Annotated in this window: 15 protein-coding genes; all 15 read left to right on the forward strand. The window is 62.3% G+C overall.

Annotated elements, in window-relative coordinates; genetic code table 11:
- Positions 1-404 precede the first annotated feature (404 nt).
- The 15 genes from ndk to AC6LJY_RS17400 all read left to right on the forward strand — a co-directional run bounded on the left by ndk (position 405) and on the right by AC6LJY_RS17400 (position 16,012).
- Positions 405-830, forward strand: a complete 426-nt coding sequence (gene ndk / locus AC6LJY_RS17330; RefSeq protein WP_006218576.1) for a nucleoside-diphosphate kinase — start codon at positions 405-407, stop codon at positions 828-830.
- Positions 831-874: 44 nt separating this feature from the next.
- A complete protein-coding gene (gene rlmN / locus AC6LJY_RS17335) occupies positions 875-2,029 on the forward strand; it encodes a dual-specificity RNA methyltransferase RlmN (protein WP_046803686.1) in 1,155 nt (384 codons plus the stop codon).
- Positions 2,026-2,520 (forward strand): helix-turn-helix domain-containing protein, encoded by a 495-nt coding sequence (locus AC6LJY_RS17340; RefSeq protein ID WP_046803685.1) that lies wholly within the window; start codon positions 2,026-2,028, stop codon positions 2,518-2,520. The genes rlmN and AC6LJY_RS17340 overlap by 4 nt, the downstream gene beginning before the upstream one ends.
- Before the next feature lie 13 nt (positions 2,521-2,533).
- Positions 2,534-3,820, forward strand: coding sequence for a flavodoxin-dependent (E)-4-hydroxy-3-methylbut-2-enyl-diphosphate synthase (gene ispG, locus AC6LJY_RS17345; RefSeq protein ID WP_314360031.1), 1,287 nt, complete (start codon positions 2,534-2,536; stop codon positions 3,818-3,820).
- Between the two features lie 55 nt (positions 3,821-3,875).
- Positions 3,876-5,162, forward strand: a complete 1,287-nt coding sequence (gene hisS / locus AC6LJY_RS17350) for a histidine--tRNA ligase (RefSeq protein WP_498136431.1) — start codon at positions 3,876-3,878, stop codon at positions 5,160-5,162.
- 3 nt (positions 5,163-5,165) lie between these two features.
- Positions 5,166-5,804 carry a YfgM family protein gene (locus tag AC6LJY_RS17355; RefSeq protein ID WP_046803682.1) on the forward strand — a complete coding sequence of 213 codons (639 nt, stop codon included), beginning with the start codon at positions 5,166-5,168 and terminating at the stop codon, positions 5,802-5,804.
- A 5-nt stretch (positions 5,805-5,809) separates the two neighbouring features.
- Positions 5,810-6,967 carry an outer membrane protein assembly factor BamB gene (bamB, locus tag AC6LJY_RS17360; protein WP_046803681.1) on the forward strand — a complete coding sequence of 386 codons (1,158 nt, stop codon included), beginning with the start codon at positions 5,810-5,812 and terminating at the stop codon, positions 6,965-6,967.
- Positions 6,968-6,993: 26 nt separating this feature from the next.
- Positions 6,994-8,352 (forward strand): ribosome biogenesis GTPase Der, encoded by a 1,359-nt coding sequence (gene der / locus AC6LJY_RS17365; protein ID WP_046803680.1) that lies wholly within the window; start codon positions 6,994-6,996, stop codon positions 8,350-8,352.
- Between the two features lie 3 nt (positions 8,353-8,355).
- Positions 8,356-9,429 carry a histidinol-phosphate transaminase gene (gene hisC, locus AC6LJY_RS17370; RefSeq protein ID WP_498136429.1) on the forward strand — a complete coding sequence of 358 codons (1,074 nt, stop codon included), beginning with the start codon at positions 8,356-8,358 and terminating at the stop codon, positions 9,427-9,429.
- A 158-nt stretch (positions 9,430-9,587) separates the two neighbouring features.
- Positions 9,588-9,824 carry an RNA chaperone Hfq gene (hfq, locus tag AC6LJY_RS17375; RefSeq protein ID WP_006218585.1) on the forward strand — a complete coding sequence of 79 codons (237 nt, stop codon included), beginning with the start codon at positions 9,588-9,590 and terminating at the stop codon, positions 9,822-9,824.
- A gap of 84 nt (positions 9,825-9,908) precedes the next feature.
- On the forward strand, positions 9,909-11,015 hold the full coding sequence (gene hflX / locus AC6LJY_RS17380) for a GTPase HflX (RefSeq protein ID WP_046803678.1): 1,107 nt from the start codon (positions 9,909-9,911) through the stop codon (positions 11,013-11,015).
- Complete coding sequence (gene hflK, locus AC6LJY_RS17385) at positions 10,981-12,285, forward strand: FtsH protease activity modulator HflK (protein WP_046803677.1); 1,305 nt, start codon at positions 10,981-10,983, stop codon at positions 12,283-12,285. Before hflX ends, hflK begins: the two co-directional genes overlap by 35 nt.
- 18 nt (positions 12,286-12,303) lie before the next feature.
- Positions 12,304-13,206, forward strand: coding sequence for a protease modulator HflC (hflC, locus tag AC6LJY_RS17390; RefSeq protein ID WP_046803676.1), 903 nt, complete (start codon positions 12,304-12,306; stop codon positions 13,204-13,206).
- A 276-nt stretch (positions 13,207-13,482) separates the two neighbouring features.
- Complete coding sequence (locus tag AC6LJY_RS17395) at positions 13,483-14,640, forward strand: ATP phosphoribosyltransferase regulatory subunit (RefSeq protein ID WP_046803675.1); 1,158 nt, start codon at positions 13,483-13,485, stop codon at positions 14,638-14,640.
- Between the two features lie 76 nt (positions 14,641-14,716).
- The gene (locus AC6LJY_RS17400; protein WP_162941177.1) at positions 14,717-16,012 is read left to right on the forward strand and encodes an adenylosuccinate synthase; all 1,296 of its coding nucleotides are present in this window, start codon (positions 14,717-14,719) and stop codon (positions 16,010-16,012) included.
- Positions 16,013-16,051: the final 39 nt, after the last annotated feature.

Consider the following 16,051-nt stretch of genomic DNA (forward strand, 5'->3'; position numbering starts at 1 on the left):
ACAGGGTTCCGGCAGACAGGGCGCCCGGCATAGGGATACGGGCAGCAAACCGCTCATTTTAAGATGTAATGCGGTCTTCTCAGCGTGTTAGAATACCGGGTTACTGTAAACCTTTTAGAAGTCCCTGAATTCATTGAGGATTCCTTCAGAAATGTGCGCTTAAAAGCTCCCGTTTCGGTATCCTCGATAAGAATCCACGGCACGTCCGATCGGTGGCCAGTGTCGAATCCCTGCCTTGGCAAGCGGTTCGGGCCGGCCCGGAATGTTCAACGACATCGTTCAAACACGCCGGACCGCCCGCGCGCCCATCGCGCGATGACACTTCAAGGGTGACACCGACAAGTGCAGAGCCACGCCAGGCAATTCATCAGAAACCAGTCAGAAATCAGCTTTCGGAGTTCCTAATGTCCATCCAACGCACCCTCTCGATCATCAAGCCCGACGCCGTCGCCAAGAACGTCATCGGCCAGATCGTCGGCCGCTTCGAGCAAGCCGGCCTGAAGGTCATCGCTGCCCGCCTGGCGCAACTGTCGCGCGCCGATGCCGAGCGTTTCTACGCCGTGCACAAGGAACGCCCCTTCTTCAAGGACCTGGTCGATTTCATGATCTCGGGCCCCGTGTTCGTGCAAGTGCTGGAAGGTGAAGATGCCATCCAGAAGAACCGCGACCTGATGGGCGCCACGGACCCGAAGAAGGCTGAAGCCGGCACCATCCGCGCCGACTTCGCCGACAGCATCGACGCCAACGCCGTGCACGGCTCCGACGCTCCGGAAACGGCTGCGGTTGAAGTCGCTTTCTTCTTCCCCGAAATCAACATCCACAGCCGTTGATTTTCGCGTAAGCACTGAATTAGTTTTTTAGCGTTACCCAGGTCATGGAATCCGTCGAACGAATCAATTTGCTGGGGCTGGATGGCTCCGCCCTGTCCGAACTTGTCGGGCAGTGGGGCGGCAAGCCGTTTCGCGCCCGCCAGCTGCAGCGCTGGATGCACCAGCGCGGCGCCGATTCGTTCGACGCCATGACCGACCTGGCTCGCGAATTCCGCAGCCAGCTCGCGTCCAACTGCCGTATCGAGGCCTTGCCCGTCAATATCGAGCAACGCTCGACCGACGGCACGCGCAAGTGGCTGTTCGACGTGGGGCAGGGTAATGCCATCGAAACCGTCTTCATCCCCGAAGACGATCGTGGCACCCTATGTATTTCCAGCCAGGCCGGCTGCGTGGTCAATTGCCGCTTTTGCTCGACCGGGCATCAGGGCTTTAACCGCAACCTGAAAACCAGCGAAATCATCGGCCAGCTGTGGTGGGCCAAGCGCGTGCTGGAAGCCGATATCGGCACCGCCCGCCTGGAAAGCGCCAAGGCTACCGAAGATACGCGCGTCATCAGCAACGTGGTCATGATGGGCATGGGCGAACCCTTGCTTAATTACGACCAGGTCCTGCCGGCGCTGCGCCTGATGCTGGACGACAACGCCTACGGGCTGTCGCGTCGCCGCGTCACGGTTTCCACCTCGGGCGTGGTCCCCATGATGGACCGCCTGTCGCAAGACTGTCCGGTGGCGCTGGCGGTGTCGCTGCACGCGCCCAACGATGCGCTGCGCGACGAACTGGTGCCGCTGAACAAGAAGTACCCGCTGAAAGAGTTGCTGGCGGCTTGCGAGCGCTATCTGGCGTTTGCGCCCCGCGACTTCATCACCTTTGAATACTGCATGCTGGACGGCATCAACGATACCGACCAGCATGCCAAGGAACTGATCCAAATTGCACGCCAGCTGCGCTGCAAGCTCAATCTGATTCCGTTCAACCCCTTCCCCGAGTCGGGCCTGAAGCGTTCCAACTCCGCTCGCGTGAAGGTATTTGCGCAGCGGCTGATGGACGCCGGCATCATCACGACCGTGCGCAAGACCCGGGGCGACGACATCGATGCAGCTTGTGGTCAATTGGCCGGAGAAGTGCGCGATCGCACTCGGATTACCGAGCGCAACGCCGCACAGCGCCAGACCATACCAATTAAACAGGTGCATGCATGACGCAGGAATTCGCTTCTGCAGTTTCTGAAACGCCCGCCGGTTCCGCGGGCAATATCGGCTCGGCATTGCGCGCGCTGCGACAGTCCAAAGGTTGGTCCCTGGACGAGGTGTCCAGCCGGATCAAGTTTTCCACGAAGCAGATCGAAGCCCTTGAAAACGAAGCGTGGGCAGACTTGCCTACCGGCGTTTCCCTGCGCGGGCTGGTCCGCAACTATGCGCGTTTGCTGGGTGCCGATTCCCAGGCCATCGTCGACTCGCTTGACCCCAAGGCCCGCGTTACCGGCCCCGTCAAGCTGAGCCCGGGCGCCTTGCATTCGGCGCATTCCATTCCCCAATCCAGTGCTGACGACGAGCGTTCGTCATCCACGTCCTGGGGCTGGTTGATCGCCATTGTGCTGGTGCTGGCCGCCGGCGTGGCGTACGCCTTCTGGCAAGGCTGGTTGCCGCAGCAGTGGCTGCCGTTCGACTGGCTGCCCAAGCCCACCAAGTAAACCGGTTCCACCGATGCAAGATTCCTCTCTGCCTTGCCACGATGCGCCGCCTCCCTCTGTCGGGGCGGCCATGCGCCGCGCCACCCGTTCGGTGGCGGTGAAGTGGGGCGATCGCGTCGTCATGGTTGGCGGCGATGCCCCGGTCGTGGTGCAGTCCATGACCAATACCGATACCGCCGACGCCATCGCCACGGCGATCCAGGTTAAGGAACTGGCGCAGGCCGGTTCCGAGCTGGTGCGTATCACTGTCAACACGCCCGAGGCGGCCCGCGAAGTGGTCGCCATCCGCGAACAGCTGGACCGCATGGGCGTGCACGTGCCGCTGGTCGGCGACTTCCATTACAACGGCCACAAGCTGCTGACGCAGTTCCCGGAATGCGCGCAAGCGCTGTCCAAGTACCGGATCAACCCCGGCAACATGGGTGGCGGCAAGCGGCGCGACGACAACTTCGCGCAGATGATCGAAGTGGCTTGCCGTTACGACAAGCCGGTGCGCATCGGCGTGAACTGGGGCAGCCTGGATCACGAACTGATGGCGCGCAAGATGGACGAAAACAGCCGGCGCGCGCAACCCTGGGAGGCCCAGGCCGTGATGCGTGACGCGCTGGTCGTGTCGGCCATCAGCAATGCCCAGCGTGCCGAGGAATTGGGCTTGCGCCGCGATGCGATCATCCTGTCGTGCAAGGTCAGCCATGTCCAGGACTTGATTGCCGTTTACCGCGACCTGTCCGCCCGCTGCGATTATCCGCTGCACCTGGGCCTGACCGAAGCCGGCATGGGCAGCAAGGGCATCGTGGCCTCCACCGCCGCGCTGGCCGTGCTGCTGCAGCAAGGCATTGGCGACACCATCCGCATTTCGTTGACGCCGGAACCCGGCGGCGACCGCAGCCGCGAAGCCATCGTGGCGCAAGAAATCCTGCAGACCATGGGCCTGCGCGCGTTCACCCCCATGGTGGTCGCATGCCCCGGCTGTGGCCGCACCAGCAGCACGTTCTTCCAGGAACTTGCCGACAGCATCCAGTCCTACCTGCGTCGCCAGATGCCGGTCTGGAAGTCGCAATATCCGGGCGTCGAAAGCATGAACGTCGCGGTCATGGGCTGTGTGGTCAATGGGCCGGGCGAAAGCCGCCATGCCGATATCGGTATCAGTCTGCCGGGAACGGGCGAAGTGCCTGCGGCGCCGGTATTCGTGGATGGCGAACGCACGGTCACCCTCAAAGGCGACCATATCGCCGAAGAGTTCCAGGCCATCGTCGAAGACTACGTGGCGCGCCGTTACGGCGTGCTCGCCTCTCATTAAAAGAAAGGGTGTAGCCGCAAACGCGCCGGCAGGCGCGTGATGCGGCATGATCAAGATGACTCAAGCTTTCCAGAAAGTCGCCGCCATACGCGGCATGAATGACGTGTTGCCCGGGCCGAGCGCCCGCTGGGAACAATTCGAGGAAATCGTGCGCGGCTGGCTGCGCGGCTACGGCTATCGCAACGTGCGTACGCCCGTGCTTGAGCATACGCGCCTGTTCACGCGCGGCATCGGCGAAGTGACCGACATCGTCGAAAAAGAGATGTACACGTTCACCGATGCGTTGAACGGCGAGTCGTTGACGATGCGTCCTGAAATGACGGCCGGCATCGTGCGCGCCGCCATCGAGCACAACCTGCTCTATGACCGCCCGCAACGCGTTTATTCGATCGGCCCGGTTTTCCGCCACGAACGCCCGCAGCGCGGCCGCTACCGCCAGTTCCACCAGATCGACGTCGAAGCCCTGGGCTTTGTCGGCCCCGACGTGGATGCCGAACTTATCGTCATGCTGGCCCGCCTGTGGAAGCTGCTGGGTCTGAAGGACGTGCGCCTTGAACTCAATTCGCTGGGCCAGCCCGCCGAACGCGCCGCGCACCGCGCCGCGCTGATCGAGCACCTGGAAAAGCACCGCGACATTCTGGACGAAGACGGCCAGCGCCGCTTGTACACGAACCCGCTGCGCGTGCTGGATACGAAGAATCCGGCCATGCAGGAAATGGCCAACAGCGCGCCGCGCCTGTTCGATTTCCTGGGCGACGAATCGCGCGCGCACTTCGAAGGCGTTTGCCAGCGCCTGACGGAAGCCGGCATTGAATACAGCCTGAATCCGCGCCTGGTGCGCGGGCTGGACTACTACAACCTGACCGTGTTCGAGTGGGTCACCGATCGCCTCGGCTCGCAGGGCACGGTGTGCGGCGGTGGTCGTTACGACGGTTTGATCGAACTGCTGGGCGGCAAGCCCGCTCCCGCGGTCGGCTTTGCCATCGGCATGGAACGCCTGCTGGACCTCTGGGAACAGAGCGTTCAGTTGGACGCCCCTGCCGAATGCGACGTGTACGTGGTGCATCAGGGTGAAGACGCGCAGCGCCTGGCGGCCCGTGTGGGCGAGTCGCTGCGCGATGCCGGCCTGTCCGTGATCGTGCATGCCGGTTCGGCCGGCTTCAAGTCGCAATTCAAGCGCGCTGATGCCAGTGGCGCCCGCGTTGCGGTTATTCTTGGCGCCGACGAAGTCGCATCGCAGACCGCCAGCGTCAAATATTTGCGTGCGGATGCCCAAGGCGACGCGGCGCAGCAGCAGATCCCGCTTGCGGATCTGGCTGCGGTACTGAACAACAAGGGTTAAGGCATGGCATACGATCTCGAAGAACAGGAAAAGCTGGACGCCATCAAGGCGTGGTGGGCTCGATACGGCACGCTGGTCGTGACGCTGTTTGCGGTGGTGGCGCTGGCCTGGGGCGGTTGGTGGGGCTGGAAGGCCTATGAATCGCACCGTGCCAACCAGGCCATGGGCTACTTCGAAGCGCTGGAAGATGCGGCACGCCTGGGCGGCGCCGATTCGGCGGTGCGCATCAAGACGGCGGCCGCCACGCTGCGCGAGCAGTACCCAGCCACCGGCTATGCCGCGCGCGGCGCCCTGGTGGCGGCTCAGGCCCTGCAAGCCCAGAAGGACGAAGCCGGCGCGCGTGAGCAGCTGGAATGGCTGGCGGCGCAAGGCAAGAATCCGTCAATGCAGGCCGTGGCCCGTCTGCGTCTGGCCGGCATGCTGCTGGATCAAAAGCAGTTTGATGCAGCGCTTGCGCAATTGAACAATCCGCCGGCTGCCTTTGCCGCCTTGTTTGCTGACCGTCGTGGCGATATTCTCGCGGCGCAAGGCAAGCGCGATGAAGCGCGTGCGGCCTGGCAAAGCGCCATTGATGGCTTGGGCACGGCGAATCCGCTGACCCAGGTTGTGCAATTGAAACTGGATGCCCTGAGCGGAGCGTAACTGTAATGCGTAAATTTGCACCTGGTCGTACGTGGCGTGGCGCGGTCTGCCTGGCAAGCTTGCTTGCCCTGGGCGGCTGCGGTTTGTTCTCCCACGATGACGGCCGATACGATCCCGCCCCGCTGACCGAATACAAGGCCGGCATGTCCGTGCGCCAGATCTGGTCCACGTCGATCGGTAGCGGCTCGGGCCTTGGCTTTGCGCCCACGGTGCTGGGCACGGCCGTCTACGCCGCCACGCCGGATGGCTCGGTCGGCAAGTTCGACCTGCAAAGTGGCCGCCCGTTGTGGAAGGCCAAGACCGAAGGCAAGCTGTCCGCCGGTGCCGGCAGCGACGGCACCACGACCGCGGTAGCCTCGCCCGATGGCGACGTGATCGCGTTCGACGACACCGGCAAGGTCAAGTGGAAGGTCCGCGCGACCAGCGACGTCACGATCCCGCCGGTGGTGGGCTATGGCATTGTCGTCGTGCGCAGCGGCGACTACCGCATTCAGGCGTTCGACGCCAATAGCGGCGAACGCGTCTGGAACGTGCAACGCCCCGGTCCGTCGCTGGCCTTGCGCAGCGTGTCGCAAATGGTCCTGGCCGAAGGCCTGGTGATCACCGGCCTGCCTGGCGGCAAGCTGATGGCAATCGCGTCCGACAGCGGCAACGTGCAATGGGAAGGCACCGTGGCTACGCCGCGCGGCGCCAGCGACCTTGAACGCCTGACCGACGTCGTCGGCACGCCGCGTATCACGGGCAATCTTCTTTGCGCAGTCGCCTACCAAGGGCGTATCGTCTGCTTTGACGTGACCGCCGGCGGCCGTCCGTTGTGGGCCAAGGACTTCTCCAGCGTCAGCGGCATGACGCTGGATGACCGTTTTGCGTATTCGGCGGATCAAAATAGCGTTGTCAACGCGTTTGCGCTGGATAATGGCGGCAATGTGTGGAAGCAAGCGGCGCTGAAGAATCGCCAGCTGACCGCCCCGGCCATGCTGGGTGGCGCGCTTGCCGTGGGCGACCTGGAAGGTTATCTGCACTTCCTGTCGCGTAGTGATGGCAGCCTGATGGCCCGGCTGTCCGTGGGTGGAGGCGCCGTCGTTTCGCCGCCGCAAACCACCCCCCAAGGTGTGCTGGTCCAGACGGGCAATGGCAATCTCGTCATGATCGGCGCCAACTAAAAACCTATAGAACAAAGCCTTACACCGTGTCTTTCAAGCCTGTCGTTGCCCTGGTCGGTCGCCCCAATGTGGGGAAGTCGACCCTTTTCAACCGCCTGACGCGATCGCGCGCCGCGCTGGTGGCCGATTTTTCCGGCCTGACCCGCGACCGCCATTACGGTGAGGGCAGGGTAGGCGAGATCCCGTTCATCGCTATCGATACCGGTGGTTTCGAACCCGTCGCCAAGGACGGGATCCTGCTGGAGATGGCGCGCCAGACCCGGCAGGCCATCGCCGAGGCTGACGTCGTGGTGTTCCTGGTGGACGCTCGCGCCGGCCTGAACGCCCACGACCACCAGATCGCCCAACTGCTGCGCAAGTCTGGCCAGCAGCGCGTGCTGCTGGCGGTGAACAAGGCCGAAGGCATGGGCTTGGGCCCCGCCATTGCCGAATTCCACGAACTTGGCTTGGGCCAACCCTTTCCAATTTCGGCGGCGCACGGTGACGGCATCGTCGACCTGATCGAACTGGCCCTGAAGGACCTGGCCGAACCGCCGGCCGAAGACGAGGCGTTCGAAGAAGGCGAGGGCGAGCACGATCACCGCATCAAGCTGGCCATCGTCGGTCGTCCCAACGTGGGCAAGTCGACGCTTATCAATACCCTGATGGGCGAAGAGCGCGTCATTGCGTTCGACTTGCCCGGTACGACGCGCGACGCCATTGAAATCGACTTCGACCGCGATGGCCGCCGCTACACGCTGATCGACACGGCCGGCCTGCGCAAGCGCGGCAAGGTCTTTGAGGCTGTCGAGAAGTTCTCGGTCATCAAGACGTTGCAGGCCATCGAGGCCAGCAACGTCGTGTTGCTGATGCTGGACGCGCACACCGAAATTTCCGAGCAGGACGCCCACATTGCGGGCTTCGTGCTGGAAACGGGTCGTGCCGTGGTGGTCGCCATCAACAAATGGGACGGCCTGGACGGCGAGGAAAAGGAACGCATCGAACGCGAGTTTCAACGCAAGCTGCGGTTCCTGTCGTTCGCGCGCATGCATACCATCTCGGCGCTGCGTGGCCAGGGCATCAAGCCGTTGCTCAAGTCCATCAACTCGGCGCACGCCGCGGCGTTCGCCAAGCTGTCCACGCCGAAGCTGACGCGTGAGCTTCAGGCCGCTATCGAACAGCAACAGCCGCCGCGCAAGGGTATCTTCCGCCCCAAGATGCGCTACGCGCACCAAGGGGGGCAGAACCCGCCGCTGGTCGTCATTCACGGCAACGCGCTGGATGCCATCCCCGATTCGTATCGCCGCTATCTGGAAACGCGTTTCCGCAATGCGTTCGATCTGGCCGGCACGCCGCTGCGCATCGAATTCAAGTCGTCGCACAACCCCTACGCGCAGGAAAGCTGATCCATGAGCCGTTTCTGGAGTCCCGTGGTCGGGACGCTTAGTCCGTATGTCCCGGGCGAGCAGCCCAAGCTTCAGAACCTGGTCAAGCTGAATACCAACGAGCACCCGTACGGGCCGTCGCCCAAGGTGCTCGAGGCCATCCGCGCGGCCGCCGACGACACGCTAAAGCTGTATCCGGATCCGGCTTCGGACCGGCTGCGCCAGGCAATCGCGACCACCGTCGGCGTGCAAGCCGACCAGGTCTTCGTCGGCAATGGATCCGACGAGGTGCTGGCGCACGCATTTCTTGCGCTGCTCAAGCACGACAAGCCGCTGCGCTTTCCCGACATCACCTACAGCTTCTATCCGGTCTACTGCGGCTTGTACGGTATCGAGTACGAAACGGTGCCGCTGGCGGCGGACTTTTCCGTCAATGTCGACGACTACCTGCCGGGTGCAAACGGGCAGGCAGGCGCCATCATCTTCCCCAATCCCAATGCGCCGACCGGCCGGGCGCTGGGCCTAGCCGATGTTGAACGCATCGTGGCCGGCAACCCGGAGTCGGTTGTGGTGGTGGACGAGGCCTATGTGGACTTCGGCGGGGAATCCGCAGTGGGCCTGGTGGCCCGCTATGACAACCTGCTGGTCGTGCAGACGCTGTCCAAGTCGCGCTCGCTGGCAGGGTTGCGCGTTGGTTTTGCCGTGGGCAGCGCCGAACTCATCGATGGCCTTGAACGCGTAAAGAACAGTTTCAACTCCTACCCGATAGATCGCCTGGCGTCGGCCGGCGCAGTAGCGGCATTGGAGGATACAGAGTACTTTGACAAGACTCGCCAAGCCGTGATCGAAACCCGGTCGCGGATGACGGCGGGCTTGCAAGCGTTGGACTTTGAGGTTTTGCCGTCGGCCGCGAATTTCGTGTTCGCGCGGCATTCTTCAAAAGACGCTGCGGGCCTGGCCGCCGGCTTGCGCGAGCGCAGCATCATCGTGCGTCATTTTCGTCATGCTCGCATCGATCAGTTTTTGCGCATCACTGTGGGCACTGACGAGCAGGTCAACCTGCTTTTGAAGGCGCTTGAAGAGGTCCTGAAAGCGTGATCTTCAGGGGCATTTCAGCTTGAAATTTCTGGTGTCACTTTTGCTTCCTGGCCAAGTAGCACGGGCCGGGAAAACCCTGTAGAGTACATGTTTCGGTGTGCTCCACCAGCACAAGAAAGCACATCATCACTCAATAACAAACAAATGGAGCCTGGCCAATGAGCAATAAAGGGCAAACTCTGCAAGATCCGTTTCTGAACACGCTGCGCAAGGATCATGTGCCCGTGTCGATCTACTTGGTAAACGGCATCAAGCTTCAAGGGCAAATCGAATCTTTTGATCAGTACGTGGTGCTGCTGCGCAATACGGTTACGCAAATGGTTTACAAGCATGCCATTTCCACCGTCGTTCCCGCGCGCGCCGTCAACTTTCAGGTGGAAGTCCCTGCTGAATAATCTCGCTCCAGCTGTACCTTTTTTTGCCCGCCTGACGGTTGACGTCGGCGGGCATTTTCGCTTTGGCTCCAATATGGTGCATGTATGCGCGCTCTGATTATCAGCGTGGATCTGGGTGACCCGGACCACGCTGCCCACGCCGAAGAATTCACCATGCTGGCCAAGGGTGCGGGCGCGGAAGTCGTCGGTACGCTGACTGCTCGGCGCGATCGCCCCGACGCCAAGTTCTTCATCGGCTCGGGCAAAGCGGACGAAGCCGTGGCGATGGCGCAAGCCTTGCTGGCTGATATCGTTCTTTTCGACCAACCTTTGTCGCCAGCTCAGCAACGCAACCTTGAACGCGCTTTCAATCTGCGTGTGGTGGATCGCGTGGCCCTCATTCTGGACATTTTCGCGCTGCGCGCAAAAAGCCACGAGGGCAAATTGCAGGTCGAGTTGGCGCAGTTGCAGCATCTGGCCACGCGGTTGACCCGCATGTGGAGCCACCTGGAACGTCAACGCGGCGGTATCGGGATGCGCGGTCCGGGCGAATCGCAGCTTGAAATGGATCGCCGCATGATCGGCGCCAAGGTCAAGACGCTGCGCGAGCGGCTCGATCGTGTCGAGCGCCAGCGGGTGACGCAACGGCGCGCCCGGGCCAGGGGCGGTGCGCTGTCGGTGTCGCTGGTGGGGTACACCAACGCCGGCAAGTCCACGCTGTTCAATGCGCTGACGCGTGCTGACAGCTACGCCGCCGACCAGCTGTTCGCCACGCTGGACACGACCACCCGTCGTATCTGGATCGATGGAGCCGGCTCGGTGGTGGTGTCGGACACCGTCGGATTCATCCGCGACCTGCCTCACGGCCTGATCGCCGCGTTCCGCGCAACACTCGAAGAGACTGTTCACGCCGATCTGCTGCTGCATGTGGTCGACGCCGCCAGCCCGCAGCGCGACGAACAGATATTTGAAGTCAACAAGGTTCTTGCCGAAATCGGAGCCTCCGCGATTCCGACCATTCTGGTATACAACAAGATTGACCGGGCGGGTTTGGAACCCCGGGTGGAGCGCGATGCACATGGTACGATTGCGCGAGTATTTGTAAGCGCCACCGAGCGCGCCGGTCTGGATGCGTTGCGCGGGGCAATTGCGGAGACCGGACAGATTGTGGGAAACAATGCCGCGAATTATCAAACTCTTCAATCTGAATGACCCCGGTTGGGGTCGTGGGAACAACAATGGCTCCGAGCCGCCGCCAAAGCGGCCTCAAGGCAATGGAGACGGCCCACCTGACCTGGACGAAGTCTGGCGCGATTTCAATAATCGCATCGGCTCCTTGTTCGGTCGCAAGGGCGGTGGCGGTGGCAACAACCGCCCCGGTAACCGAGGCGGCATGACGCCGCCATCGCCGCGCGGTACGCGCATCGGCCTGGGCGTCATCGCCCTGGTCGCGGCGGGTATCTGGCTGGCCAGTGGCTTCTACATCGTGCAAGAAGGCCAGGTCGCGGTTGTGACCCAGTTCGGCAAGTACAAGAGCACGTCGCAAGCTGGCTTCCAGTGGCGCTTGCCGTACCCCATTCAAAGCCAGGAAATCGTTAACGTGTCGCAACTGCGCACGTTCGAAGTCGGTTTCCGTGGCGGTTCGCGCAATAAGGTCCTGCCTGAAGCGCTGATGCTCACGACGGACGAGAACATCGTCGATATGCAGTTCGTCGTGCAATACCGCCTGCGTGCCGACGGTGGCCCTGACTATCTCTTCAAGACGCGCGACCCGGACGAATCCGTCCGCCAGGCCTCTGAAACGGCGATGCGCGAAGTCGTGGGCAAGCAGTCGATGGACTTCGTCCTGTACGAAGGCCGTACCGCTGTCGCCACGCAAGTGCAGGCCTTGATGCAGCAAATCCTGGATCGCTATCAAAGCGGTGTGCAGGTCAGCACCGTTGCTATCCAGAACGTGCAGCCGCCCGAACAGGTGCAAGCCGCCTTCGACGACGCCGTCAAGGCCGGTCAAGACCGCGAACGCCAGATCAACGAAGGCCAGGCCTACGCCAACCAGGTCGTGCCATTGGCCAGCGGCCAGGCATCGCGCATGACCGAGCAGGCTGAAGGCTACAAGGCCAAGGTGGTGGGCGATGCGCAGGGTAATAGCTCGCGCTTCACCAGCATCCTGGGCGAATACGAAAAGGCGCCGCAAGTCATGCGCCAGCGTATGTACCTGGAAAGCATGCAAGACATCTTCACGCGCGCCAGCAAGGTCATGGTCGACACCAAGAGCAACAACAACATGTTGTATTTGCCTTTGGACAAAATCATGCATCTGGCTGCCCAGGACGCCAGCAAGTCCAGCGTCGGCAACCCTGGTTCGCCTGCGTTGATCAGCCCGCCAGTCCAACCGCCGTTGCGTAGCAACGCGGCACCGGCGCCCCAGTCTTCCGGCAGCAGCAATAGCAACACGCTGCCCCGCGACCGCACGTCGCGCTAACCCGGAGGATTTCTGATCATGCAACGTTTTATGCCCATCCTGGTCGGCCTGCTTATCGTGCTGGCTGCCCTGTCGTCATGCGTCTTCGTCGTGCGCGAGCGCGACTACGCCCTGGTGTTCTCACTGGGTGAAGTGCGCAAGACCATTAATGAACCCGGCCTGTACTTCAAGGCGCCGCCGCCGTTCCAGAACGTGGTGACGCTGGACAAGCGCATTCTGACCATCGAAACCAACGAAGCCGAACGCATCCAGACTTCTGAAAAGAAGAACCTGCTGATCGATTCCTACGTGAAATGGCGTATTGCGGACCCCCGCCAATACTACGTTTCGACGGGTGGCAACGAGCGCGTCGCACAAGAGCGCCTGCAAGCGCTGATCCGCGACGCCTTGAACGCTTCGGTCAACGTGCGTACCGTGCGTGACGTGGTTTCGACCGAACGCGACAAGATCATGGCCGAGATCCTGACCAACGTGGCCAAGCGCGCCGAGCCCCTGGGCGTGCAAATCGTCGACGTGCGTCTGCGCCGCATTGAATTCGCGCCCGAGATTTCGGAATCGGTGTATCGCCGCATGGAAGCGGAGCGTACGCGCGTCGCCAACGAGCTGCGTTCCATTGGTGCCGCCGAGGGCGAGAAGATCCGCGCCGAAGCGGATCGCCAGCGCGAAGTGATTGTGGCTCAGGCTTACGCCACGGCGCAGGGCATCATGGGTGAAGGCGACGCCGCCGCCGCTTCGATCTATGCCCAGGCTTACGGCAAGAATCCGCAGTTCTACACGTACTACAAGAGCTTGGAGGCTTACCGCGCCTCGTTCTCGAAGCCGGGCGACGTGCTGGTGGTCGACCCCAGCTCCAGCTTCTTCCAGTTCATGAAGGACCCGGCGGGCGAAGCATTGGCGCCGGTCACCGTGCCCGCCAAGTAAGTCGCCACGCGCCTTGCACACTGAAAACCCCTTGGGATACCAAGGGGTTTTTTATTGCTGCAAGAGACCTTCAGGGCTGGGCTGCGGCGCTTGTTCGAACAAGCGGGGACGGCTTTCGGCCCTGATAATCCCGGCTGGCGCTGCCGGCCGACTCATGTACAATACCGCGTAAGCTAGAAAACATTCCGCAGCGGCTGAGCGGGCTTACGCCCCCTCAGCCGCTTTTTCGTTTGGGCGACGCCCACGCATCACTTGGCGTTATTCAGGTAAACATTCATGGGTAACTGGTTGCTGCCCGAGAGCCTTGCCGACGTACTTCCGGCAGAGGCCCGGCGCATCGAGGAATTGCGCCGCGAACTTCTCGATTTGTACCGTACATACGGCTTCGAGCTGGTCGCGCCGCCCCTGGTCGAATACATCGATTCATTGCTGTCCGGCACCGGTAGCGATCTGGATCTGCGCACGTGCAAGCTGGTTGACCAGCTGACGGGTCGCACGCTGGGTGTACGGGCCGACATGACTCCTCAGGTCACGCGCATTGATGCGCACTTGTTGAACCGTGCCGGCGTGACGCGCCTGTGCTATTGCGGCAACGTGCTGCACGCTCGCCCGGCGGACCTTCTGTCCAGCCGCGAGCTTCTGCAGATCGGCGCCGAGATTTACGGCCATGCCGGGTTTGAAGCCGATCTGGAAATTATCCAGCTCGTGTTGGAAACGGTAGCAATCGCCGGCGTGCGCAACCCCCGTCTGGACTTGTGCCATCCGGGTGTGGTGCGCGCCATCGTCGAATCCGACCCTGCCGCCGTCGCTTTGGCCGAAGATGTCATCCGTCTGCTGCGCGAGAAAGACGTGCCAGGGCTGGGTGAACTGGCCGAAAAGGCGCCCGGCATGCGCGAAGAAACGCTGAATGCGCTGAAGTTGCTGCCAAATTTGTATGGTGGCCCCGAAGTGCTGAAGAACGCACGTCGTGACTTGCCTTTGTTGCCTGGCGTGGCGGCGGCGTTGGATGCGCTGCAGGCTCTGGTGGATGCGATGCCCAACGTGGCATTCGGCGTCGACCTGGCTGATGTGGGCGGCTATGGCTACCACTCCGGCGTCAAGTTCGCGCTGTACGCCGAAGGGTGGCACGACGCGCTGGTCAGCGGCGGACGCTATGACGATGTCAGCCGAGCATTCGGCCGCGCCCGTCCCGCCACGGGCTTCAGTCTGGATTTACGCAAACTGGCGGCGGGTTTGCCGCCAGCAGAGCGGGCGCGTGCGGTTCGCGCGCCCTGGGGGCAGGCCCCCGCCTTGACCGAGGCGGTTCGCCGTCTGCGCCGGTCAGGGGAAATTGTCGTTCAGGTATTGCCCGGTCACGAGCAGGATCAGGACGAATTCGTTTGCGATCGCGAGCTGGCGCTGCAAGATGGTGCCTGGACGGTCAGAACGCTGTGACTAACTCCCTCTTGGAAACGAGAGGGCCGCGGGGAGATTTCCGGATTTCCCGAGAAACTCGATATTGATTCGTAACATGAGCAAGAACGTAGTCGTAATCGGCACCCAATGGGGTGACGAGGGCAAAGGCAAGATCGTCGATTGGCTGGCGGAATCCGTCCAAGGCGTGGTCCGCTTCCAAGGCGGTCACAACGCCGGCCATACGCTGTGGATCAACGGCAAGAAGACGATTCTTCGCCTGATCCCGTCGGGCATCATGCATCCCGGTGTCACCTGCTTTATCGGCAATGGCGTCGTGCTGTCCCCGGAAGCCCTGCTCAAGGAAATCGAAGAGCTGGAAGCCGCCGGTCTGGATGTGCGCTCGCGCCTGCAGATTTCCGAAATCTGCCCGCTGATCCTTCCTTATCACGTGGCCATCGACAAGGCGCGCGAAGCGCGCAAGGGCGAAGGCAAGATCGGTACGACCGGTCGTGGCATCGGTCCGGCGTACGAGGACAAGGTTGCCCGCCGCGCGCTGCGCGTGCAGGACCTGTTCAACCCGTCGCTGTTTGACGAGAAGCTGGCCGAAGTCCTGGATTACCACAACTTCGTGTTGACCAAGTACCTGGGCGCCGAAGCGGTTTCCGCTGATGAAGTGCGCGATCAGGCCATGGCCCTGGCTCCGGCCATTGCTCCGATGGTCAAGGACGTGTCCAGCAACCTGTATGCCATGCAGCAGGAAGGCAAGCGCATCCTGTTCGAGGGCGCGCAAGGCGCGTTGCTGGACGTCGACCACGGTACGTACCCCTTCGTCACCAGCAGCAATTGCGTGGCTGGCGCGGCGTCGGCGGGTGCGGGTGTGGGTCCGCAGCAGCTGGATTACGTGTTGGGCATCACCAAGGCCTACACCACCCGTGTGGGTTCGGGCCCGTTCCCCACGGAACTGGTCGACGAAATCGGCACGCGTCTGGCAACCATCGGCAAGGAATTCGGATCGGTCACCGGCCGTCCGCGTCGTTGCGGCTGGTTCGACGGTGCTGCGCTGAAGCGCTCGGTTCGCCTGAATGGCATTTCCGGCCTGTGCATCACCAAGCTGGACGTGCTGGATGGCCTGGAAACGATCCAACTGGGCGTCGGCTACCGCGTCAACGGTGAATTCCGTGATGTGCTGCCTTACGGCGCGCACGCCGTTGCGCAAGCGCAGCCGGTGCTGGAAGAATTGCCGGGTTGGTCCGAGTCCACCGTTGGCATCACCGAGTACGACAAGCTGCCCGCCGCGGCCCGTCGCTACCTGGAGCGCGTTGCCGAAGTTTGTGGCGTGCCGATCGACCTGGTGTCGACCGGTCCGGATCGCAATGAAACCATTGTCCTGCGTCATCCCCTGAAGGGCTGATCGGGTTAATATTCCAAAGGCCGCCGCCGGTCTCATACC

Source organism: Achromobacter sp. RT286_PF (assembly GCF_059760425.1).

Coding starts and splice junctions, on each gene's coding strand:
- ndk (WP_006218576.1), top strand. CDS start 405: ATGTCCATCCAACGCACCCTCTCGATCATCAAGCCCGACGCCGTCGCC.
- rlmN (WP_046803686.1), top strand. CDS start 875: ATGGAATCCGTCGAACGAATCAATTTGCTGGGGCTGGATGGCTCCGCC.
- AC6LJY_RS17340 (WP_046803685.1), top strand. CDS start 2,026: ATGACGCAGGAATTCGCTTCTGCAGTTTCTGAAACGCCCGCCGGTTCC.
- ispG (WP_314360031.1), top strand. CDS start 2,534: ATGCAAGATTCCTCTCTGCCTTGCCACGATGCGCCGCCTCCCTCTGTC.
- hisS (WP_498136431.1), top strand. CDS start 3,876: ATGACTCAAGCTTTCCAGAAAGTCGCCGCCATACGCGGCATGAATGAC.
- AC6LJY_RS17355 (WP_046803682.1), top strand. CDS start 5,166: ATGGCATACGATCTCGAAGAACAGGAAAAGCTGGACGCCATCAAGGCG.
- bamB (WP_046803681.1), top strand. CDS start 5,810: ATGCGTAAATTTGCACCTGGTCGTACGTGGCGTGGCGCGGTCTGCCTG.
- hisC (WP_498136429.1), top strand. CDS start 8,356: ATGAGCCGTTTCTGGAGTCCCGTGGTCGGGACGCTTAGTCCGTATGTC.
- hfq (WP_006218585.1), top strand. CDS start 9,588: ATGAGCAATAAAGGGCAAACTCTGCAAGATCCGTTTCTGAACACGCTG.
- hflX (WP_046803678.1), top strand. CDS start 9,909: ATGCGCGCTCTGATTATCAGCGTGGATCTGGGTGACCCGGACCACGCT.
- hflK (WP_046803677.1), top strand. CDS start 10,981: ATGCCGCGAATTATCAAACTCTTCAATCTGAATGACCCCGGTTGGGGT.
- hflC (WP_046803676.1), top strand. CDS start 12,304: ATGCAACGTTTTATGCCCATCCTGGTCGGCCTGCTTATCGTGCTGGCT.
- AC6LJY_RS17395 (WP_046803675.1), top strand. CDS start 13,483: ATGGGTAACTGGTTGCTGCCCGAGAGCCTTGCCGACGTACTTCCGGCA.
- AC6LJY_RS17400 (WP_162941177.1), top strand. CDS start 14,717: ATGAGCAAGAACGTAGTCGTAATCGGCACCCAATGGGGTGACGAGGGC.